14 protein-coding genes and 3 pseudogenes are annotated in these 21,706 nt (G+C 70.9%); 9 read left to right on the top strand and 8 right to left on the bottom strand.

Annotation, left to right across the window (positions count from 1 at the left end):
• The coding region (locus LE181_RS25535; protein ID WP_505016588.1) for an ALF repeat-containing protein at window positions 1-2,146 on the top strand (2,146 nt) is incomplete at its 5' end.
• A 534-nt stretch (window positions 2,147-2,680) separates the two neighbouring features.
• Here the strand turns inward: LE181_RS25535 and LE181_RS25530 are convergent.
• Window positions 2,681-2,865, bottom strand: a pseudogene (locus tag LE181_RS25530) (DUF5925 domain-containing protein); the annotation flags it as partial.
• Between the two features lie 15 nt (window positions 2,866-2,880).
• Here LE181_RS25530 and LE181_RS25525 point away from each other — a divergent pair.
• A complete protein-coding gene (locus tag LE181_RS25525) occupies window positions 2,881-3,042 on the top strand; it encodes a hypothetical protein (protein WP_225663846.1) in 162 nt (53 codons plus the stop codon).
• 687 nt (window positions 3,043-3,729) lie between these two features.
• Here the strand turns inward: LE181_RS25525 and LE181_RS32510 are convergent.
• From LE181_RS32510 to LE181_RS25515, 3 genes and pseudogenes are all read right to left on the bottom strand, one after another.
• Entirely contained in the window at window positions 3,730-4,278 is a 549-nt protein-coding gene (locus LE181_RS32510; protein WP_308103393.1) for a WD40 repeat domain-containing protein, read from the bottom strand.
• A 105-nt stretch (window positions 4,279-4,383) separates the two neighbouring features.
• Window positions 4,384-4,593 (bottom strand): annotated as a pseudogene (locus tag LE181_RS32710) (WD40 repeat domain-containing protein); the annotation flags it as partial.
• Between the two features lie 5 nt (window positions 4,594-4,598).
• Window positions 4,599-7,604 (bottom strand): annotated as a pseudogene (locus LE181_RS25515) (nSTAND1 domain-containing NTPase); the annotation flags it as partial.
• Window positions 7,605-8,022: 418 nt separating this feature from the next.
• Between LE181_RS25515 and LE181_RS25510 the strand changes: the two are divergent.
• A complete protein-coding gene (locus LE181_RS25510) occupies window positions 8,023-8,574 on the top strand; it encodes an RICIN domain-containing protein (RefSeq protein WP_225663844.1) in 552 nt (183 codons plus the stop codon).
• Window positions 8,575-9,675: 1,101 nt separating this feature from the next.
• Window positions 9,676-11,232, top strand: coding sequence for an FAD-dependent oxidoreductase (locus tag LE181_RS25505; RefSeq protein WP_225663843.1), 1,557 nt, complete (start codon window positions 9,676-9,678; stop codon window positions 11,230-11,232).
• Between the two features lie 49 nt (window positions 11,233-11,281).
• Here the strand turns inward: LE181_RS25505 and LE181_RS25500 are convergent, their stop codons facing one another.
• Complete coding sequence (locus LE181_RS25500) at window positions 11,282-11,659, bottom strand: thioredoxin family protein (RefSeq protein WP_225663842.1); 378 nt, start codon at window positions 11,657-11,659, stop codon at window positions 11,282-11,284.
• A gap of 226 nt (window positions 11,660-11,885) precedes the next feature.
• On the opposite strand from LE181_RS25500, the gene LE181_RS25495 reads away from it, so the two are divergent.
• The 5 genes from LE181_RS25495 to LE181_RS25475 all read left to right on the top strand — a co-directional run bounded on the left by LE181_RS25495 (window position 11,886) and on the right by LE181_RS25475 (window position 17,626).
• Window positions 11,886-12,992 carry a baeRF2 domain-containing protein gene (locus LE181_RS25495; protein WP_225663841.1) on the top strand — a complete coding sequence of 369 codons (1,107 nt, stop codon included), beginning with the start codon at window positions 11,886-11,888 and terminating at the stop codon, window positions 12,990-12,992.
• A 222-nt stretch (window positions 12,993-13,214) separates the two neighbouring features.
• Window positions 13,215-15,953, top strand: a complete 2,739-nt coding sequence (locus tag LE181_RS25490; protein ID WP_225663840.1) for a discoidin domain-containing protein — start codon at window positions 13,215-13,217, stop codon at window positions 15,951-15,953.
• 196 nt (window positions 15,954-16,149) lie between these two features.
• Window positions 16,150-16,725 (top strand): HAD family acid phosphatase, encoded by a 576-nt coding sequence (locus LE181_RS25485; RefSeq protein ID WP_225663839.1) that lies wholly within the window; start codon window positions 16,150-16,152, stop codon window positions 16,723-16,725.
• Window positions 16,726-16,961: 236 nt separating this feature from the next.
• Window positions 16,962-17,456: a DUF5709 domain-containing protein gene (locus LE181_RS25480; RefSeq protein WP_225663838.1), complete on the top strand. Its 495-nt coding sequence runs from the start codon at window positions 16,962-16,964 to the stop codon at window positions 17,454-17,456.
• 8 nt (window positions 17,457-17,464) lie between these two features.
• Entirely contained in the window at window positions 17,465-17,626 is a 162-nt protein-coding gene (locus LE181_RS25475; RefSeq protein WP_225663837.1) for a hypothetical protein, read from the top strand.
• 63 nt (window positions 17,627-17,689) lie between these two features.
• Here the strand turns inward: LE181_RS25475 and LE181_RS25470 are convergent, their stop codons facing one another.
• The 3 genes from LE181_RS25470 to LE181_RS25460 all read right to left on the bottom strand — a co-directional run.
• Complete coding sequence (locus LE181_RS25470) at window positions 17,690-20,035, bottom strand: collagenase (protein WP_225663836.1); 2,346 nt, start codon at window positions 20,033-20,035, stop codon at window positions 17,690-17,692.
• 204 nt (window positions 20,036-20,239) lie between these two features.
• Window positions 20,240-21,253 (bottom strand): ABC transporter ATP-binding protein, encoded by a 1,014-nt coding sequence (locus LE181_RS25465; protein ID WP_225663835.1) that lies wholly within the window; start codon window positions 21,251-21,253, stop codon window positions 20,240-20,242.
• The coding region (locus LE181_RS25460; protein WP_372458494.1) for an oligopeptide/dipeptide ABC transporter ATP-binding protein at window positions 21,250-21,706 on the bottom strand (457 nt) is incomplete at its 5' end. The genes LE181_RS25460 and LE181_RS25465, both read right to left, overlap by 4 nt.

Here is a 21,706-nt window from a genome sequence, read left to right as displayed (position 1 = left end):
CGCCGCGGCAGCCCGTGCCGCGCAGAACGCCGCGGCCGCCGCCAACGCGTCGGCCGAGGCCAGCAGCTACGCAGGTGTGGCCACCGAGCAGGCGCGCCGGGCCCGCGAGGCCGCCGCCGTCGCCACCCGCGCGGCGAACACCGCGACCGAGGCGGCCGGCCGTTCCCAGGCGCTCGCCGCCCAGTCGGCCTCCGCCGCGCGTGAGGCCCACAAGGCGGCCAAGAGCGCCGCCGATCACGCGAAGAAGGCCGCCGCCGCCGCGGACAAGGCCGCCGCCGAGGCCGGCAAGACTCAGGACTGGGCGAACAAGGCCACCGAGCACGCCAACAACGCCATCGACGCGGCCAAGACGGCCTCCGACGCGGTCGCGCAGGCGCAGAAGGTCGAGAAGCTCGCGCGCGAAACGGAAGCGGCACGGCTCGCGGCTGACAAGCAGCGGGCCGTGAAGGAGGCGGAAGCCGCCAAGACCGCCGACAAGGAAGCCCGCGACCGGGCCGAGAACCTGCGCACGCAGGCGACCGCCGCCGATGCCGGGACCAGAGAACTGCTGGCGAAGGCCGCCGCCTCGAACGACACCAGGACCGTGGCCGAGCTGGGCCGGAAGGCCGCCGTCAAGCTGCTGGAGAGCACCGGCGCCTGGACTCGTGGGTCCGCCGCGACCGCCCTTTCCGGTACGGACAGCTCCGTCGTCAACTGGGTCCGGGCGGACTACAAGAAGGCCACGCAGCTGGACGACCGCGAAAAGGTCCTCTACGCCGCCAAATTGGGCGGTCCCGCTCTGGCCCAGGCATCGCAGAAGGTCCTGGAGAGCGACGACCCGGCCCGGGTCGAGAAGTTCCTCACCGAGGACATCTACACCGTCCAGGCCGACGACTACCGTGTCCAGATCCTCAAGCTCATGAACGGCGCCGGCAAGGCGGTCAAGAAGGCGGGCGACGCCGCGCTGAGCGACGGCAGCGCCAAGGCCTTGAGCGCGTTCATGCTGACCGGCTACCAGGAGGCCCTCCAGGAGGACGACCAGGTCGAGACGTTCCGGATCAAGAGCGCGGGCGGGGCCACCGTCGCGGCCGCCGCCGATGTCGCACTGTCCGGTCCCTCGCGGATGCAGCACGAATTCGTCGTCCGGGGCCAGTACAAGGCGGCTCAGCTCGACGCGGACACCGCCACTCACGTGGCCTCCGTCCAGTCCGTGATCGCCTCCGCCGCACGCAACGCGGCCCTCGCCGGCCAGAACGCCTCGCTGGCGTACGAAATCGCCTTGAAGGCCCGCAACAAGGCCACGGAGGCCGCCAAGTGGGCCGAGAAGGCACGCGCCTCGGCCAACGAGGCCAAGGGCTACTCCGACGAGGCGCAGAAGAAGGCCAAGGAGGCCGACGCCTCGGCGGCCTCCGCGGCCGAATCCGCCAAGAAGGCCACCGCCGCGGCGGCGACGGCCCGCCAGGCCAGCCGCCAGGCCAACTACTCGGCGAACCAGGCGACCGTGTCGGCTCAGCAAGCCGTGAACTCCGCCGTCAGCGCCCGCGCGTCGGCGGCCAGCGCCCGCCAGTCGTCCTTCGAGGCCACAAGAGACGAGGCCGCAGCCTCCAACGCCGCGAGCGAAGCCCAGACGATCGCGTTCGTAAAGCGTCAGCAGGAGATGATCGCGGCCGCGACCAAGGCCGTGAGCGAGCTCGCGGAAAAGGTCAAGAACGGGCTCAGTAATTTCTGGGACACCCCGGACAGCGACCAGGTCATCCAGGTCGACCTCGCCAGCTTCAAGGACGACAACCCCAGCTGCCGGAACGAGCTGTCGTGCAGGTGGGCGAAGAATTTGGATACCGCGGGTGTCTGGTCGGGAGGGGCCGCACTCGGCACGCTTGTCATCCCTCCGCTCTGGGAGGCTACCCCCTTCCTCGGACTCGCATCGGGAGTGAGCTTCTTCACCAGCAGCATCTTCAAGGGGGTCGGATATGGGTGGACAAGCTCCGAGTTCAAGTCGAGTGCCGCCGGCGTCGCCCTGTCAGCCATCCTTGGCGCACAGGGTAAGTTGGTGAGCACAGGCGTAGAAATCGGGTCGGGGCTGAAGAAGGGCGTGGAAATACTTCACGAGGGCGCCTCGGATCTGATCGGTATCGTCTCCAGCTCCGACTGGAATCCTTTCAATTGATTGTGGGCCCCGAAGAGGGGCCCACAGGCCAAGGAAGTGACGTGCACGCTCCATCTGTTCCCCTGTCGGCCTGGTGGGCCACGGCCGTCGCCTTCACCATGATATTTCTCGTCGTCTTCGTTCCGCTCATGCCAAATCGCAATCTTCGGATACGGATGTGTCTCGTCCCTGTGGCCATGGCGGCCTTCATCGCCGTCTCCCGCCGGATGGGTGCGGGCATGCCTCAGGAAACGGCGCTCCCGGTTTACGTCACCTTGGTTCTGGCGCCTCTTGTGGGTTTCGTCGGACGTTGGGGCGAGCTACGGGAGAAGTGCCGTGACTATGCGATCCATGGGAAGCGTCGTGAGAACTCACTCTCTCGCGGTACGTGGCTGCAGCTGACAGCGGCTGTGCTCTTCTTTCTGCCGCTCGGAGTATGGCTCACGACGGCCAGTACGTGACATGCGCGCCGTCCTCGGACGCCGGACAGGCTGACATCAGCCCGTCCGGCGTCCGAGGGCCGCACCAACGGGCGGCCCAACCGTAGCGGCAGCCCTACAGGTACAGCCCCGCATCCACATCCGGCTGCCCCGGCACCGACGCCGGAACCGTCCCGCGCCGCAAGGCGAAGAGTTCCGCGAGCGTGGCGCCGTTCCGGACCATGCCCTCCTCGCGGCCGAGCCCACTGACGCGGACTCCGTCCGCGTCAGTGGGCCTCCCTCCCTCGCCCTCACACGACCGGCCGCCCGGCCGACGTGGCCCGGGGCGTTTACGACCCGTCCGGCCACGGCGCCGTGCTGTTCGCGTTCTTCGTCGGCATCGCCGAATTCATCCGCGAACTCATCGTCCAAGGCACCCACGAAGGACTCGACGCAACCGCGCCCGCGGCGCCCGCCTCGGCCGGCCACCAGCGATGACCGAGGAACAGATCCGCCACGCCCGCGACCTGCTCACGCGGCCCGACAACACCGTCACCTCGCGGACATGTATCCCTCGTCGGACGGCCGTCCATGGGTGCTGCCCGGAGCTGGCCTGCGCGGTGGTGCTGCAGACTCTGTACGGGCTGTCGGACGTCGAGACTGTCCAGCACCTGCGGTGCGATCTACTCGGATCAAGATTGGCGACCGGGGCTTGGACGCGGATGGCATCCCGGGCAAGCTCCAGCTGGATCGCCTGAAGCGCGACTTCGGGCGGGCGGCGTAATGGCGGCGATACCGAAGCGCGGCCGGCACCGAGGACCGTCCGCCTCCTCCCCGTTCCTGAGACTCGTCCGGGAGCACCCGGCCCGGCTGTACAGCATCGTTGCTGCGGCCGTCGCCCTGCTCGCACAGTACGTCACCGTCCCCGAGGAAGCGATCTTGGTCCTGGTGGACGCGCTCCTGGGCGTGGGTGAGATGACACAGAGGGTGGAGAACGCCAAGACGAGCAGCCTCTTGGGAATGAAAGTGGCCCATTCTTTGAGTTGATGGATTCATTGAACTCGCGCAGACCGACCTCATAGCGGTCGCCTCCGGCCCGCACGAGATCGGTAGGCGGCTGGTAGGAACCTTGTGCGGATCTCGCAGGCGGGGCGTTCCCCGGTCGGGGTCTGCTGCCCTCCGGGATCAGTCGCATGGGTTCTGCAGGGAAGAACCGGTGATGGTGCGGTGCCACTGGTGGTCTCGGCTGAGAGTGCAGATGCGCTTTCCGACGGCTTCCGGGTCGAGTTCCCATAGGCGGATGGCGCGATCGGTGTTCGTGGTGGCCAGGACGTGCCCTGCGGGTGCGTAGGCCAGCCCGGAGACGTAGCCGCCGGTTCCGGTGAGTATGGCGATGGGCTGGTGGTTCTGCGTGTTCCACAGGCGGATGGTGCGGTCGTAGCCGGCCGTGGCCAGCGTCCGCCCGTCGGGCGCGTAGGCGAGCCGGCTTGTGGTGTCGGTATGACCAGTGAGCCTGGTGACGCGCTGGTGTGTTTCGGTGTTCCACAGGGTGACGTCGCAGCTGGTCGCTGCGAGTGTGCGGCCGTCAGGGCTGAAGGCAAGGGAGTACGTCCGGCACATCTGGCCCTCGCGGGCGAGGGTGGCGATCACTTTGTGGGAGCGGAGGTCCCACAGGCGGACGGTCGTGTCGTGGCTTCCTGTGGCGAGGGTGTGGCCGTCAGGGGAGAATGCCACGGAGCCCACTGCGTCGGGCTCGCCGTCGAGGACGGCGACCGGCTGGTGCGAGCGTGTGTCCCACAGGCGTGTGCTGTGGTCACTGCCGGCTGTCGCCAGAGTGAGACCATCAGGGCTGAAGGCCGCTGCGCGGACGGTCCCGGAGTGGCCCCGGAGTGCGGCCGTTTCCCGGTGTGTGCGGGCGTCCCACAGCCGGGCGGTGCCGTCGTCACTCGTGGTGGCGAGCGTACGGCCGTCGGTGAGAACACCACGCCGGTGATGGTGTTGCTGTGGCCGGTGAGAGTGGTGATGAGACTGTGGTGGGCGAGGTCCCAGAGGAATATGGAGCCACGCGAGTCACCGGCGGCCAGGGTAAGTCCGTCCGGGGAGATGGCCACGGCGGTGGCGGTCTCGCCGCTTCCGGTGAGCGTTCGGGACTTCTTGAGCGTGGAGGCGTTCCACAGCTGGAGCGTGGGCGTCACGCCGCGTTGTCCGGTCTCCGATGTGACCAGGCTTTGCCCGTCCGGGCTGAAGGCGACGGCCGATATGAGGCCGGCCCCGGTCAAGGTGCCAGCGGCTTCGTGTGTGGCGGTGTTCCACAAGCGTGCGGTGTCGTCGTTGAAGCCAGCGGTGGCCAGGGTGCGCCCGTCCGGCGAGAAGGCCACGGACCAGACAAGGTCAGCGTGACCGCTGAAGGTCGCTGTCGAGCAGTAGGTCTCCATGTCCCACAGCCGGGCCGTACGATCCGAGCTGCCGGTCGCAAGCATCCGGCCGTCAGGGGAGAAGGCCACGGTCATCACGGCGTTGGTGTGGCCGGCCAAGGTGGCCTTCACCCGGCGGGATTCCGTGTCCCAGAGCCGGACCTTCTGGTCGCTGTTGGCTGCTGCCAGGGTGCGCCCGTCGGGCGAGAAGGTGACGCGACGGACCGAACTTGTGCCTTCGGCCAGGATCGCGGTCTGACGATGTGTGTCGACGCCCCACAGGCGTACGGTGCCGTCGTCGCTCGCTAAGGCCAGGGTGCGGCCGTCGGGGCTGAACGCCACACTGTTGACGCTGCTGAGGTGGCCGGCAAGCGTGGCGACGAGCTGATGGGTGGCCGCGTCCCATAGCTTTGCCGTACGGTCCCGGCCCGCCGTGGCGATCAGGCGGCCGTCGGGTGAGAAGGCCACATCTGCGACTCTGTCGGTGTGTCCTGCCAAGGTCGTGACGAGTCCCCCTGAAACGGCGTCCCAGAGTTTGGCCGTGTGATCATCGCTCGCCGTGGCCACCATACGGCTGTCAGGGCTGTACGCGACCGCCCACATGTCGTCCGTATGGCCGGTGAGCTGATTGCCGGGGTACTGGGCGAAGGTGCTGAGCAGGCTGCCGCGGGCCTCGGTGGTAGGTGAGCGGCGGTAGGCGCTCAACGCGAGGAGCATGGCGGCCTCCGGCCGCTCACGCATCATCCCGTCGGCGCGGGCGGCGAGTTCCCGTGATTCCGCTATACGCCGCTGGTTGCCCGCCACACGACTCTGCTGGAAAGCCATGGCACCGGCCACGAGCGAGACGACGAGCAGGGCCGCCAGGCCGGAGGCCAGGGTGCGCATGCGCCGCATCCGCCGCTGTTCCAGCCGTCTGTGTGAGGTCTCGAGATCGGCGCTCGCCTGAAGGAACGTGCGTGCCGTCGAGGTGAGGACTGCTTTGGTACGGGGGTTCTCGGCGGCTTCGAGGGCAGCGGCGAGGCGTGGGCCCCGGTAGAGGAGGGCGGGGTCGTGTCCTTCCTTCTCCCAGATGGTGGCCGCGTCGGCGAGGGTCTGGCGGGTGTGCAGGACGGACCGGTCCTCGTCGATCCACTGGCGCAGCCGGGGCCAGGCGTCCAACAGGACCTCGTGAGCTACCTCGACGTGTTCCGCATCGACGGTGAGCAAGCGCGCCCGCGTAAACGTCTCAATGACGGCGTCGGCATCCCCTTGGTGGTCGGCGCTGACCTCCAGGACCTCGGCTCGCCGGGCGGGCCTGCTCGTGTGCCTGCCCTCTCCGAGCTGGACGAGGTGCAACAGGATGTGCCGCGCGGTCCCCTGTTGGTGCGGGAGGAGCGAGGCGTAGGCGCGTTCGGCGGTGGCGGCCACAGCGCCGGAGATTCCCCCGGTCAGCTGGTAGCCGTCGACGGTCAAGGTCGCGCTCTCGCGGTGCTGCCAGGTACTCAGCAGGGCGTGGGACAGCAGGGGGAGTGCGCCACCGGGGGCCGTGCGGGCCGGCATCGCACAGCCGTGCAGGAGGCCGATGTCGCGCAGCAGGATCTCGACCAGCCCCGGTTCCAGCTCCAGGCCGGCCTCACGCGCCGGTCCTGTGATGGCATCACGCAGCTGTGCGTCATCCATCGGCCCCATCGTCATATGGCCTCGTTGCATGGCGGCGGCCAGTCCTGGAAATCCCAGGCAGCGCTCGTAGAAGTCGGATCGCACTCCGAGGATGACAAGCGCCGATGGAACTCCTGCGCCCGGCGTCCGTTGCCTCGTCAGCGCAAGCAGCGCCTGCACGAATGCCTCTTGCTCGCTCTCGTCGGAGCACAGCATGAAGGTTTCTTCGAACTGATCGACCACGATGATCAGAGCAGCGGCCTCGTCGCTGATTGCGCTGCGCGCCTGCCCGCCGCCCGCGGTACCCGGAGCGGCAGGCACCCGCGCAGCATCCAGGGCGGCGCTGACGGCGACGGCGAGAGCGTCCCCTCCTGCCCGTTCAGCCTTCTCCAGTAGCTGACGGGACGCTCCGGTCACCGCGGCGATACGGTCCAGCAGTTCCTCAAGGGGGTGCGTGCCCGGCGTGAGCAGGGCCACAGGCCATGCCTGAGAACCGGTGACGGGCAGCACACCACGCGCGAGGGCCGGCAGCAGACCCGCCCGCAGCAGCGATGACTTCCCCGTCCCCGACGGCGCTATGACCAGGAGGGGCCCCGACGTGTGCAGCCGTTCGGCCAGCTGCGACACCAAATCCGCGACAGCCTTCTCCCGCCCGAAAAACCACCGTGCGTCGCGGACGCCGAACGGGGACAGCCCCGGATACGGACACATGCCTTCGTCCCGGGCCTTGCTCCCGGCGTCACATCCCGCCGGAGGAAGGACCCCGGCCAGCAGCCCGTCCGTCGCCAGCACCTGGTCGCAGACCCGCGCCAGTTCATGCGTCAACGGCTTCTCACCGTTTTCGACCTTACTCAGATAGCCCTTGCTGTAGAACGCACGGCGAGCCAGCTCGGCCAGCGTCATCCCCTGCTCGCGCCGCAGCCGACGCAGCAGTTCCCCGGCGCGTTCCGGGGGCGGCAGTAGAGCTCCCGCAACCCCGCTTCCGAGATCGCGACCAATGCCATCCACTCCTGTTCCCCCCTCGGCACACAGCCTCTCCCGCGTGCCTACCAGCCCCTCGACACATCCCGTGCATTCGCACAAGCATGCCCATTTCTACGCGAGAGGATAGCTGTTCGCGATCAGAGCATCGCTCCAGGTAGTGCGCTGGCGTGGCGGAGCACCTCAGGCCTGTCGGCCGAGCCCTGTGGAGCCGGGCTCCGGCAGAAGGCGAACGGCGCGCCAAGCGGACCAGCGATGACGGCACTTCCCCAGCTCAGCCGAGGTTTCCCAAAGCGCCTCTTCCAAAGGAAACAGGGAAACCCTTCCCTGGCCGTTCGCCACGGGGTGGACTGCGCTGACGCACTCGGTGACGACCCGTTCACCGGGGTGACGCCTTAGGTGCGGTTCCCGGGGGGCCGGGCACCGATGAAGGAAGTGAGTTCCGATGCAGTTCTTCACGAAGTTGACCGCCATGGCGACGGCGAGTGCCGCTGTCGTCCTGGCGACCTCCACCGTCAGCTGGGCAGACGTCGTTCCCGTGCCGCCGGCCGCCGTCACCAACACCAACAGCAGGCTCTGCCTCGTGGTGGAGAACGGTGGCAAGGCCGACGGGGCCCGTGCCTTCCAGGGAGACTGCGGTGCCGGGCACTGGAAGATCCGGTGGGCCGGCACGGCAGAACGCTCCGGCTCGGACCCGAACGGCCCGGTCACGTTCACCAACGAGTACCGCATCACTCACACCGACAGTGGCAAGTGCCTGGAGATCGCCGACTCCCGCAAGGATGACGGCGCTCCGGCCCAGCTGTGGGACTGCCGCGAAGGACTGAAGACGCAACTATGGGAGCTGGACCCCCAGAACCCCGGCCGCATCGTGAACAGAAACAGCGGCAAGGCCCTGGAGGTCGAGAACTCCTCGCTCCGGCCCGGCGCACACGTGCAGCAGTGGACGAAGACCCGGACGGCGGCCGGCCAGGTATGGCGTTGGACGCTCTCGTGACGGCCGGAGCAGACCGAGATGCCGGGAACGGCAAGGCAGCCATCAGAAGCGCCCAGCTGACGGCGGGCGCTGGCGGGTTTGTACGGACTGCGCCAGGCGGCGGGGCGCGGTCGGCCATGTGCTGACCGCTGTCAGTCGCAGCGACGTCCCGGATGCACAACGGAGGGCCGTCTCCTCTTGTACTACCGCGACCTCCTCGGTCGGCACCGCGGCGCCCTCCGGCGATCAGGGTGATTTCAAGGCCACGCCCTTGCCTCCTTCGGCTCCTGGAACGCCGGCGACAACGCGGAACGTTCCTCGGTCGAAGTGGACCGAGGAGATAGACCTTCAGACCGTTGACGCTGCTGGCCTGGCGCGTCACGTCACCATCTGCCTCAGTGATCCTTCCACCGCTCTCATCGCGCTCCTCGACGCTCACTCACGCATAAAGTTCAGCGGGACCGACTAGCTCGACTGCCCTTCCCAGGCCCGGCAACAGCTCGAACGTGACGGTCGCCTCCTGTGCTGCCAGGGAGCCCGCCCCCAACGTCCACCCTTCCGGACAACTGCGACAGTTCACCAACGGCCGGCAGGCATACGTCCGCCACTCGGAACGGCAGAGCGAGGGCTCTGAGATAGTCGACATCTTCGTCCCGGCACCCCCCGGAGACGTCGTGAATCTCGACGACCAGCGAGCAGCAATAATCACACTTCCTCCTCAGCGAGAGCTTGCCGCTCACGGAGCGACAGTCCGGGTACCGGAAGCGGCAACGGCGTGGGGGCATACCCGTACGGGTCCCCTGCGTCGACGAGACAGGCCGATACGGGGGGCGGCCTGTCTCGTTCGCAAACGCAGGGCTCACCTTTCAGGCCGCGCCCGGCGCGGACCGCCACCGTGCTCGGCATGGGCCTGGGGATCTTCCGCCTGGGCCTGCGGCAGCCTGGTCGGCTCGTCGTTTTCCCGACGTACGGGATGGTGCTGCCCTCGGGCGGACTCGCCCTGTTCCTGCTGACCGTGCTGATCGTGAGCGTGCCGGCGGTCGCGGCCCCTGGCGCCACCCGGACGGACGCATCACGTGCCCGATGTGCTTCGGACGTGACATCGAGGGAACCCGGTGGGTCATGTCACGACTTCCCGGACCCGGCCCCCTGCCTCCCGGCATCGCCGAGTCGTACTGGATGGCCACCGCGAGCGCCGCGCCGCGTGCCGGACCGCTGACCTCCGACACCGAAGTGGACGTCGCCGTCGTCGGCGGCGGCATCGCGGGGCTGAGCACCGCCTGGGAGCTGATCGAGGCCGGCCGCTCCGTGGCCGTCCTGGAGGCCGACCGTCTCGCCGCGGGAGTCAGTGGCTACACCACCGCCAAGGTGACCGCGCTGCACACCTTCGTCTACGACAAGCTGCGCCGCACCCGGGGGGCGGAGGCCGCACGCCTGTACGCGCGCTCCCAGCAGGAGGCGGTCGAACGGGTCGCCGAGGTCGCCGCCGCGCTGCACGTGGACTGCGAGCTGGAGCGCGTGCCGGCCTTCGTCTACGCCACCGATCCCGCGCGGCGGCCGGACGTGCAGGCCGAGGCCGAGGCGGCCCGGGAGGCCGGGCTGGCCGCCTCGTACACCGAGGAGACCGGGCTGCCCTTCCCCGTCGCCGGCGCCGTGCGCGTCGAGGACCAGGCGCAGTTCCACCCGCGCAGGTACCTGCTCGCCCTCGCGGACGACATCCGGGAACGCGGCGGATTCCTCTACGAACGCACCCGGGTCACCGGGCTGAGCGAGGGCACGCCCTGCCGGCTGACGACCGAGAACGGCGCCTCGGTCACCGCCCGCGAGGTGGTCGTCGCCACCCACTACCCCGTCTTCGACCGGGCCCTGCTGTTCACCCGGCTCTCCCCGCGCCGCGAGCTGGTGGTGGCCGCCGTGATCCCCGCCGGGGACGATCCCGGAGGGATGTACATCACCGACGAGGAGCGGACCCGGTCGGTGCGCACGGCCCCGTACGGCGAGGACCGGCTGCTGATCGTCACCGGAGAGCACTTCACCCCCGGCACGGGCGACACCGCCGAACGATTCGCCCGCCTCGCGGCGTTCACCACCGAGCACTTCCCGCGGGCCGCGATCCTCCACCACTGGGCGGCGCAGGACAACGACCCCACCGACACCGTGCCCCTCGTCGGCCCCTTCCACCCCGGAGCCGAACACACCTATGTCGCCACCGGATTCGGCGGCTGGGGCATGAGCGGCGGCGTCATGGCCGGCCGGCTGCTGACGGAGCTCATCGTCGGGCGGGCCCTTCCGTCCTGGGCCGGGCTGTACGACCCGCGGCGGCTGGTGAGCACCCTGCGTGAGGCGCCCGCCTTCCTCAAGCACCAGGCGACCGTCGGGCGCCACTTCGTGGGCGACCGGCTGCGCACGACCCACGTGGACTCGGCCGCCGACATCCCGCCCGGCGGCGGAGCCGTCGTCCGTCTGGGCGGCAGGCGGTGCGCCGTCCACCGGCACGAGGACGGAACCCTGCACGCGGTCTCCGCGCGCTGCACCCACCTGGGGTGCCTCGTGGCGTTCAACGCCGCCGAGCGGACCTGGGAGTGCCCCTGCCACGGCTCACGGTTCGCCGTCGACGGCACGGTCCTGCAGGGCCCGGCGACCCGGCCCCTGGAGGTGCGGGCCGTCGAGGAGGACTGACGGCCGCACCGCGCCGCGGCGGGACGCCGATGCGCGGTCCCCCGGCGGCCTACTGGGGCGAGCGTCCGGGCGTGGCTCCGTCTGCGGGCGGCGCGGGGCCGATGGTGCTCGCCCAGCCGACCAGCGCGCGCAACGCCTCCGGGTGGGGAGCGACCACTTCGGAGAGCCTGGTGCCGTTGTGGAACACCATGAAGACGGGCACGGGGCCGACGCCCGCCTTCTGGGCGACGTCGAACGCTTCGTCGAGGTCCACCCGGCAGAAGTCGACGGTGTCGGCGAACTCGGGCAGTTCCGAGAACCTTTCGAACACCGGAGTGATGACCCGGCACCGGGGTGCCCAGGTCGCGCAGAAGTTCACCACCACCGGTCTGTCCCTGGAGGTGGCTTCCTCGTACTCCGTCAGGTTCGTCAGGGGCGTGACGGCCATGGATCTCCGATCCCTCGGCGAACGATCGGTCTGCAGCCGACCGCGGATGCACGACCACCACCGTTCCACGACTCCCCCCGGCGTGCATGCCCACAGCGGCCACGTGCCGGGCGGTCACCCGTTCTCCCGCCTCCGGGTCCGACCGACCCCCATGGGGTGCGGTGGCCGGCATCACATGCGAGCGTGGTACGTGTCGGGCCGGGCACGGCCCTGCAGGGAGAGCGCTGTGAGACTCTCGTTCCTCGACCGGCTGTACGAGCGGCCGGGGCCCTGGACCAGTGTCTACCTCGACACCTCCCAGGACACCGACGACCCCGACAGGGCCATCGCGCTGCGGTGGCGGCACCTGCGCGGCGAGCTCGCCGCGGGCGGGGCGGACAGTGCGACCGTCGACGCCCTCGCGGAGGTCGTCGGCGCGGACCGGGAGGTCGCCGGGCGGCACGGGCAGGCGCTGTTCGCCGCAGGCGGCCGCCTGGTCCTGGTCGAGGAACTCCCCGAGCCCCCGCCGCGCGACGTGGCACGGTTCGGGCCGCTGCCGCACGCCCTGCCGCTGGCCGTCCGCCATGCGCCCGACCTCCCGTACGCGGCCGTGGCACTGGAGCACCTCCCCGCGGAGGACGGGGGCGCGCCGGAGGAAGTGCTCGTCGAGGTGGAGAGCGGACGCTGGCCGATGAGCCGGGTCGTCCCCGGCCCTTCCGACGTCCTGCGCGTACCGGCCGGTGACTGGGAGCGGGAGGCGCCGCACATGGCCCGGCACCTGGAGCAGCTGGCCGCCGGCGGCGACGCGGAAGTGATCGTGCTCCGGGCGGACGCAGGCGAGGAATGGGCGCGCGGGGTCCTGGTCGGCCGCCTTCCCCGGCGGGTGCGCGACCGCCTGCTGACCGTCGGCAGCATCGCCACGGCGGAGGAGGTGCCGCCGCGCGGCGGCGACGGGCGCGCCCTGCTGGAACAGGAGCTCGGTGCTCTGCTCGACGGGCGGCTGAGCGCCTCGGACCACGCTCGGATGGATGCCTACCAGGCGCAGCGGGCACAGCGCCCGGAGGCGTCCGACGGCATGGGCGCCGTCGTCACGGCCCTGCAGCAGGGCCGGGCAGACGCCGTGCTGCTCAACGAACCGGTCCGGCTCACCGCACGCGTCTGGGTCGGTGCCGAGCCCACGCAGATCGCGTTGTCCCCCGACGAACTGCGCGCACTCCGGGCCCCCGTCCTCCGGGAGGAACCGGTGGAGGACGCCCTGCTGTGGTCCATCGTGGGCACGGCGGCCGAGCTGGTCGTCGTCCCCCACGAGACGCTGTCCTTGCGGGACGGCGTGGGAGTGCTGCTGCGCCCCTGAGAGGGCCGTTCCCCGGCGACGGGCCGGGCAGGTGGCACGTGTGACGGTTCCGCGTGGGTGACCCTCATCCCCTTCACCATGGCGACGCTACGGTCCGCCGTCTCTTCGCGCGCCGAATGTCGGATTCGGAAGTCGTATGAACAAGCACGCCTGTTGACGTTTTGCGTTCAGGAAATTTAAGGTCGCCGGACTCTCGCACGAGATCCAGACCGACGGAGAACAATGACGTACTCTCCCGGTGCGCGACCGCGTCCCACCCGCCTGTCCGCACTGCTGCTCGCAGGCGTGCTCGTCGCCTCGGTGCCGCCCGCGGCTGCCGCGCCCGCACCACAACTCCCCACCACCGACCGCCTGTCCACCCCCGCCCCGCCCGCCGGCACGTGCCGGACGGGCGAGGGGTGGACGCTCGAAACGTCCCGCGTCACCACCGACGACACCCACCACGCCTACGTGGGCAACGGTTACTTGGGGCAGCGCATACCGCCCAACGGCGCCGGCTGCACCGGCAGCGGCGCCAAGACCGGCTGGCCCCTCTTCACCCCGAGCTATGACGGTTCGTTCGTGTCCGGGCTCTACGCGCACAACCAGCAGACCGCCGCGGACCGGCAGGCGGCAGCCGCCCTGCCCACCTGGACCGGCCTCACCGTCGGCACGGGCGGCGAACGGGGCGATACCTTCAACTCTTTGACGAAACCGGGCCGAATATCCGGGTATCGCCAGACCCTCTTCCTGCACTGCGGCATCGTCCGGACGTCCCTGACCTGGACCGCTGCCGACGGACGGAAGACCGACCTCGTCTATGACGTCCTCGCCGACCGCACCAACCCGCACGTGGGCGCCGTACGGCTGAGCATGACCCCGCGCTGGAGCGGCGACGCCACCGTCACCGACCTGCTCGACGGGCAGGGCGCCCGGCGCATCCGGCAGACCGGCGGTGGCGACCGGACCGCGGGGGCCGGCTCGGACGGCCGCACCATGGACGTGGCCTTCCGCACCGACGGAACGGACACCGACGGCGCCGTCGCCTCCACCCTGCGCCCCGGGCGCGGTGTGCCGACGGCCACGGCCCGGACCGCCGGTCCCGCCCGGGACTTGAGTGTCCGGCAGTCCCTCACCTTCCCCGTCCGCAAGGGCCGGGCGTACGAACTCACCAAGTACGTGGGCGTCGACACCGCCCTGACCTCGCACGCGCCCCGCCAGGACGCCACCACCGCCTCACGGCTCGCCGCCCGGCGCGGCTGGGACGGGCTGCTGCGCGCCCACACCGCCGCCTGGGCCCGCATGTGGCGCTCCGACATCGAGGTGCCGGGACAGCGCGAGCTGCAGGCATGGGTGCGCTCCGCCCGGTACGGGCTGCTGTCCAGCACCCGGGAAGGCGCCGCCGACAGCATCGCCCCGGCCGGACTGACCAGCGACAACTACGCGGGCCTCGTCTTCTGGGACGCCGAGACCTGGATGTACCCGGCCCTCCTGGCCACCGCACCCGACCTCGCCAGAACCGTCGTGGACTACCGCCACCGGACCCTCCCGGGGGCCCGCGAGAACGCCCGCAAGCTCGGCTACCAGGGGCTCTTCTACCCCTGGAACAGCGGCAGCAAGGGCGACCTCGCCCAGGAGTGCCACAGCGTCGACCCACCCCACTGCCGCACCCAGATCCACCTCCAGTCGGACATATCCCTCGCCACCTGGCAGTACTACCTCGCCACCCGCGACACCGACTGGCTGCGCGAGCGCGGCTGGCCGGTCATGAAGGGCATAGCCGAGTTCTGGGCCGGACGCGTCGACCGCAACGCGGACGGCAGCTACTCCATCAAGGACACCGCGGGCCCCGACGAATACAGCAACGGCGTCGACGACGCCGTCTTCACCAACGCCGGCGCCGTCACCGCACTGCGCAACGCCACCCGCGCCGCCCAGCTGCTGGGCGAGCGCGCCCCGGGGGAGTGGACGGCGATCGCCGACCGCATCAGGATCCCGTACGACGCGGAACACAAGGTCTTCCGGCAGTACGACGGTTACACCGGCAGCAAGATCAAGCAGGCCGACACGGTGCTGCTGACCTACCCGCTGGAGTGGCCGATGCCCAAGGACGACGCGGCCCGCACCCTGGACTACTACGCCCAGCGCACCGACCCCGACGGCCCCGCCATGACGGATTCGGTGCACGCCATCGCCGCCGCCGGCACGGGCGAGGCGGGCTGCTCCACGTACACCTACCTGCAGCGCTCCATCAGGCCGTTCGTCCGCGGCCCCTTCGCCCAGTTCTCGGAGGCCCGCGGCGCCAAGGCGGGTGCCGAGGACCCGCTGGCCGGCTCGCCCGCGCACGACTTCCTCACCGGCAAGGGCGGCTTCCTGCAGATCTTCACCAACGGCCTGACCGGCATGCGGATGCGCGAGGACCGGCTCCGCCTCGACCCGATGCTGCCCCCGCAGCTCGGCCGCGGCGTCACCCTGCGCGGCCTGCAGTGGCAGGGCCGCACATACGACGTCGAGCTCGGCGCCCGCACCACCACCGTGCGGCTCACCGGCGGCGCGCCCATGACCCTCGACACCCCGCAGGGCGAACGCGTCCTCACCCGATCCGCCCCGGCCGTCCTGGAGACGCGCCGGCCCGACCTCGCCCCCACGGACAACCTGGCCCGCTGCACCGCCGCCACCGCCACCTCCGAGGAGCCCGGCATGTACGCGGCCGCCGCCGTCGACGGCAATCCGGCCACGGCCTGGGTCCCCGACGGGCCGCGCGGCAGCCTGACCACCGACCTCGGCAGGACCGTCCGCGTCACCAAGGTCACTCCCGAGTGGAACGGCCCCGCGCCGGACGCGTACGACGTCCGGCTGTCCACCGACGGACGGCACTGGCACGACGCCGATGCCGGTGCGGCACGGTACGTACGGGTGACGGTGCGCGGCGATGCCGCCGCCACGTCCCGGACGGGCATTGCCGAGATGACGGTTTCCTAGCGGACGGGAGAACCGGGCGGGGCGGAGGTGCGACAGCGCACCCGCCCCGCCCGCCGGGCCATCGGATGCCCCACGCGCCACCGGGCAAGGCTCAGGATGACTTCACGTCAGGGCCATCGCTCCTTTGCCCGGGCTTCCCTCTGCGGTGTTCGTCTTTCTGACCGACACGTCGAACCAACGGAAGGGACAGGATCCGATGTCCGTCAGGAAGTACCGCACCGCCGTTCTCGCCGCGCTGGCCGCGCTCGCGCTGCCGACCGCAGTGCTGGGCACCGCCACCACCGCGCAGGCCGCCGGGGAACCGGGGCTGCCGGGCTACGCGGCCTGGCAGGCCGACGTGAAGAAGGCCGTCGCCCCCGCGATCCCCTGGCTGCGCGAGCGGGTCGCCGAGCGGCACGGGAAGCCGGCCGTGGTGCTGGACATCGACAACACCGCACTGGAGACCCACTACCACCCCGGGCACGCCAACAAGCCGGTGCTCCAGGTGGCCCGGTGGGCGCGCGAGCACCAGGTGTCCGTGCTCTTCGTCACCGCCCGGACCTCGTCCTCGTCGGCCCGGGAGCAGCTGAAGCAGGCCGGCTATCCGGTGGACGCGATATGCACGCGCCAGCACGGCGAGAGCAAGGGCGCAGGAAAGGAGCGCTGCCGCAGAGAGCTCACGCACGGCGGTCACACGATCACCGCCAACATCGGCAACCGCTCCACCGACTTCGAGGGCGGGTTCTACGAGAAGGGCTTCAAGCTGCCCGACTACGGCGGCCGGCTCTCCTGACGCCCGCGTCGCCCGCCCGGCCCCGTAAAAGTTGCCGGCACCCGCCCGGCGTGGTGACGGTGGCCGGTATCGGCCGGGAACATTGCGGCCTCGCGGGAGGCGGGTGATCCTTGAGGTATCGCCCTCGACGCGGCGAACGTTCCCGTCGCGTGGCGTCCGGCGCACTCAAGCGCGTGTTCGAAAAAGCGGGTGGCGGCCGGCGCGGGTGAATCCCGGCGATGAAGGAGAGCACCGTGATGCCCGACGAAGAGATGGGTGACGAGGTCTATCAACCGGTCGGTCCCGACAGCCAGGACTACCCGAACGACCTCGACCTGGAGAACGCCCTGGACGGCGACGGGCTCGACGTGGTTCTGGACCAGGGCTACTCGCCACCGGAGAGGCCCCTCGCCGTCAATCACTACGGGACCACGGTGCGTGAGCAGCGCGAGGGGGAGACCCTCGACCAGCGCCTGGCCGAGGAGGTGCCGGACATCCCCCTGCCCGAGGGCGACGACATCGGCGACCAGGTGGGCACGGACGGCGAGCCCGTCGATCGCGAGGTGGGGGCCGCACGCTCGGGACGTGTGGTGGCCACCGAGGACGGGCCGCCCTACCACGCGAACGACGTGGTCGCCCGTGACGTCGGGATCGACGGCGGTGCCGCTTCGGCCGAGGAGGCCGCGATGCACATCGTCGACGGCTCCGGCCTCGAAGAGGAGGAGGAAGCCGGCGAGGGCGCATTGCCCTGATCTCCGCCGTGCCGTCCTGGTCTCAGGCGGCGCCGGCCCCGCCCGCGGTCGTGAGGGGCGTGGTCGGCACCCTGGGGTTCTCCGACCGCGCCGCGGGCGCCGTGGCGCGGACCGCCGGCGGGAAGACCGCCTCCTTCACGGACCGGCGCGGGGCGGCCTCCGGCGGGTGAACCGTCCCGCGGCCGGCCGGCCCGGGCGGGCCCTCCCCGGACGGGAGGGCCCGACGGCCGGGGTCAGCCCCGCAGCGGGCCCTCGCAGGTGAAGTCGGCCGTTCCCGCGGGGCGGTCGGACCAGATGTCGACCTTGCCGAAGGAGCAGTTCATGTCGGCGAAGTTGTTGGTGCCCTTCTTCGTCCGGTCGAGGATGAAGTAGTCGACCGTCTCGGACATGTCCTTGAAGACCAGGTCGGTGTTGCCCGGGTCGCTCAGGTTGGCCGTGACGCGGCCCGTGCAGGTGAACCGGGGGCGCTCGGGCGCGCCGTTGGTGGTGCACTCGGGCCGCATGCCGGTCGTGGCGGCGAAGGACGCGCGTATCGTCGCGGGGTGGCCGGCGTCCAGCCCGCCGACGGGCGTGTACGCCGTGTCCGGCACGTACAGGTCCTTGACCTTGGCGATCTGCTGGTCGAGGAAGGTGTCGTAGGCGCGCTGCAGGCCGCTGTCCCGGCCGAGCCGGTCCCGCCAGGCGTCGAAGCCCGCCACGTCGTCGGCGCGCAGGCGGCCGTACATCTCCTTGAGCAGCGACGGGCGCTCCGACCACAGGAACTCGAAGAACGTGCCGGCGTACGAGTAGAAGCGGAAGCCGTCCCGGTCGTACTGCGCGTGCAGCAGCTCGTGGACGCTCATGCGCGGCTTGGTGCCGCCCGCCGTGTCGTTGATGACGCTCTGCACCAGGGACTTGCGGACCTTGATGCCGTCGTCGCGGGTGGCGCCGTCGAAGAACTCGGCCGTGCCCTCGTCCATCGCGGTGGTGCGGTCGCCCTGGTACCACGGGCCCTCGCCGAAGAGGCCGGGCACGGCCCAGCGGCCGTTGAGGTAGTGCGTGTACTCGTGGCGGAAGAGCTCCTCCAGCGTGAGCGTCGAATCCTGCGGGACCCGGCGCTCGTAGGTGTAGAAGGTGGCGCCGTTCTCGATGTAGATGCCGCCGTTGTTGGTCCCCATGCCGGTGAGCAGGGGGTGGTAGATCTCGTAGTCGGAGCGGGAGGCGTACAGCACGATGTTGAGCGTGGTGTTGGTGTCGCCCGCCAGGGGCTGCTCGGTGCCCAGGACACGGTGGTACTGCGCCTTGACCTGCTTGCTCGCGTAGTAGAGCTTGTCGACCGTGGCCCGCGGCAGGGCGGTGCGGACCTTGATGGCGCCGTTGTCGTACGCGTAGGTGCTGGGGAAGAGGCGGCGCTCGATGTCCGCCTTGCACACCCCGTACTGCTTGCAGGCGCCGAACTCGTTCAGCCAGGTGACGACCTTGCCCCAGGGCTGGCTGCCCTGGCCGAAGTTGCGGACGACGGTGTCGAGCAGCCCGCCCAGTCCGGTGGTGATCTCGCTCCTGAGCGCGTCGATCTGCCCCATCCGGCCGTACTCGCCGACGGCGTCGCGCACCACCCAGGCGTTGGCCGTGTCCTTGAGGTGGGTGTGGCCGGCGAAGGACTTGAAGGCGGCGCGGTAGGAGGGGTCCGCGGTGACGGCGGCGTGGAAGGCGGTGTCGTGGTTGCCGGTGTACACGCCGAGGTAGTTCAGGGAGAGCGCGGCGAGCGCGGCGCCGGCCCAGGAGGTGTCCTTGGCGGTGTCCGGGTGCGCCGCGTCCATGGTGGCCAGGACGCGCTTGACCAGCGGGAGTTGGTGCTGTCGCAGGCCGGGTGAGCTGGCGGCGTAGAGGGCCTCGCGCAGGGTCTCGGCGTTGGTGCGGGTGACGTCGAAGGTACGGGCCGCCGAGCCGAACGCGGCCACCGCGCGGCGGATGGCCTCCACGGTCGGTGCGTCGCCGAGGTCGATCTCGTCGTGCGAGAAGTCGTGGTAGGCCACGGCGTGGAGATAGGTGAACATCTCCAGCAGGTGGCTGCCGTTCTTGCCGTCGTGCCCGCCGGCCAGCCGCTCGATCCGCCGGGACACGGCCTGGACGTGCGCCTTGGACATGACGGGCACCAGCCGCTGGTCCCAGGTCCAGATCAGCGTGCGCAGACAGCCGTCGGCGGTGACGGCCGGGTCGGCGAGGAAGTCGGCGAACTGCTCGGCCCCCAGGCCCTTGACGCCGTCGAGGGTGCACGGGACGGCGGCGCCGCCCACCGTGGCGCGCGGTGCGCCGAGCGTGGGCTTCGGCGTGGCGGTCAGCGCCCCGGGGATGCGGCCGTCCTTCAGCTCGCCGGGGGCGGTGAGGTCCTCGGCGACCGGCTTCGGTGCGTTGGCCAGGCGGGTGACCTCGTCGAACGGGTTGGGTGCCGGGGGAGTGCGGAGCGCGGCCCCGGCTGCCGGGGAGGCCGGCGCGGGGGAGGCGGGATCGGCGTGGCCGGCCTGGACGGCCGTGGCGCAGAGGGTCACCGCTATCGCGGTGGTGAGCAGGGATCTGCACAGGGTGGTGGATCGGGACACCGATGACTCCAGTGTGGGAGGAGGGATGGGGGGTGCGTGCGCGGAGGTGGAGCACCCCGGGCACGTGGTGCGGCGCTGCGCCGGGCGACAACGGCCGTGTGACGGGCGGGACGTGGGGGTCCGCAGCAGCGCCATGTGATGCGTAACGTAGTAATGTGAAATGTTACTGACAACCCCTTAGAGGAATCGGGTTGCCGGGAAAGCTCAAGTGAACGATCGGATTCCGGGGGGTGACGGGTCCGTCTCCGGGAAGTGGCAGGCCACTTCCCGCGCTTCGCCCGCCGACGCGACCCGCAGGGCCGGCGCCTCGCTCCGGCAGATCTCCTGCGCCTTCGGACAGCGCGGATGGAACGTGCAGCCGGGCGGCGGGGCCGCGGGGCTGGGCGGGTCCCCGGGCAGCGTGATGCGCTCCCGGGCCCGCTCCGCCGCCGGGTCCGGCAGCGGCACGGCGGAGAGCAGGGCCCGGGTGTAGGGATGGGCGGGCGCCGCGTACACCCGTTCCTTGTCGCCGGCTTCGACGATGCGCCCCAGGTACATCACCGCCACCCGGTCGCAGACGCGCTTGACCACCGACAGGTCGTGGGCGATGAAGAGGTAGGCGAGGCCCAGTTCGCGCTGCAGCCGTTCCATGAGGTTGACGATCTGGGCCTGGACGGAGACGTCCAGGGCCGAGACCGGTTCGTCGGCGACGATCAGGCGCGGCCCCGTGGCGAGCGACCGGGCGATGCCGATGCGCTGGGCCTGCCCGCCGGAGAACTCGTGCGGATAGCGGTCGAGGTGCTCGGGGATCAGCCCGACGAGCTCCATCAGCTCCGCGGCCCGCCGGCGCGCCTCGGCCGCCGTGCTCCCCTGCACCAGCAGCGGATCGGCGATGATGCGGGCCACGGTCTGGCGCGGGTTGAGCGAGGAGTGCGGGTCCTGGAAGACCATCTGCAGCTCCCGGCGCAGCGGCTTGAGCTCGCGCCGGCCGAGGTGGCTGATGTCGCGGCCGTCGTAGGTGATCGATCCGGCGGTCGGCTCCAGGAGCCGCACGATCATGCGGCCCGTCGTGGACTTCCCGCAGCCGGACTCCCCGACCAGGCCCAGGGTCTCGCCCGCCGCCACGTCCAGGCTGACGCCGTCGACGGCACGGACCGGCGCGGAGCTCCGGCGCCTGCCGGGGAACGTCATCGTCGCCCCGCGCACGGACAGCAGGGGCTCGGCGGTCGTTGCGGTCATCGGGTGCCTTCCCGGGCGTGGGCGGTGGTGTGCAGGGGCAGGTGGCAGGCGACCAGGTGCCCGGGGGAGGGGACGGGCGCGGGCCGGACCTCCTCGCAGCGGGTGCGGTCGGCCGGGGTCGCGGCCGCCGCTCGCGGGCAGCGCGGTGCGAAGGCGCACCCGGGGGAGGGGACCAGGAGCGAGGGAGGGCTGCCGGGGATCGCCCGCAGAGGCTCGTCGTCCCGGTCGTCGAGGCGGGGCAGGGAGTCGAGCAGGCCGCGGGTGTAGGGATGGGCCGGGCGGGCGAAGAGGTCGTCCACCGGGGCCTGTTCCGCCGCCCGCCCGCCGTACATCACCAGCACGTCCTGCGCGACGCGGGCGACGATGCCGAGGTCGTGCGTGATCATGACGACGGCCAGGCCCCGGTCCTGCTGCAGCCGGGCGATCAGCTCCAGGATCTGCGCCTGGACGGTC

Origin of the sequence: Streptomyces sichuanensis, from assembly GCF_020328095.1 — a bacterium.
GTDB classification, from domain to species: Bacteria; Actinomycetota; Actinomycetes; order Streptomycetales; family Streptomycetaceae; genus Streptomyces; species Streptomyces cinnamoneus.
This window is presented reverse-complemented; position numbering and strand designations above follow the sequence as displayed.

What these genes read in the sequence shown, in the direction of transcription:
- LE181_RS25485 (WP_225663839.1), top strand. Translation starts at nt 16,150, where the DNA reads ATGTCCGTCAGGAAGTACCGCACCGCCGTTCTCGCCGCGCTGGCCGCG.
- LE181_RS25480 (WP_225663838.1), top strand. Translation starts at nt 16,962, where the DNA reads ATGCCCGACGAAGAGATGGGTGACGAGGTCTATCAACCGGTCGGTCCC.
- LE181_RS25505 (WP_225663843.1), top strand. Translation starts at nt 9,676, where the DNA reads ATGTCACGACTTCCCGGACCCGGCCCCCTGCCTCCCGGCATCGCCGAG.
- LE181_RS25465 (WP_225663835.1), bottom strand. Translation starts at nt 21,253, where the DNA reads ATGACCGCAACGACCGCCGAGCCCCTGCTGTCCGTGCGCGGGGCGACG.
- LE181_RS25490 (WP_225663840.1), top strand. Translation starts at nt 13,215, where the DNA reads ATGACGTACTCTCCCGGTGCGCGACCGCGTCCCACCCGCCTGTCCGCA.
- LE181_RS25510 (WP_225663844.1), top strand. Translation starts at nt 8,023, where the DNA reads ATGCAGTTCTTCACGAAGTTGACCGCCATGGCGACGGCGAGTGCCGCT.
- LE181_RS25500 (WP_225663842.1), bottom strand. Translation starts at nt 11,659, where the DNA reads ATGGCCGTCACGCCCCTGACGAACCTGACGGAGTACGAGGAAGCCACC.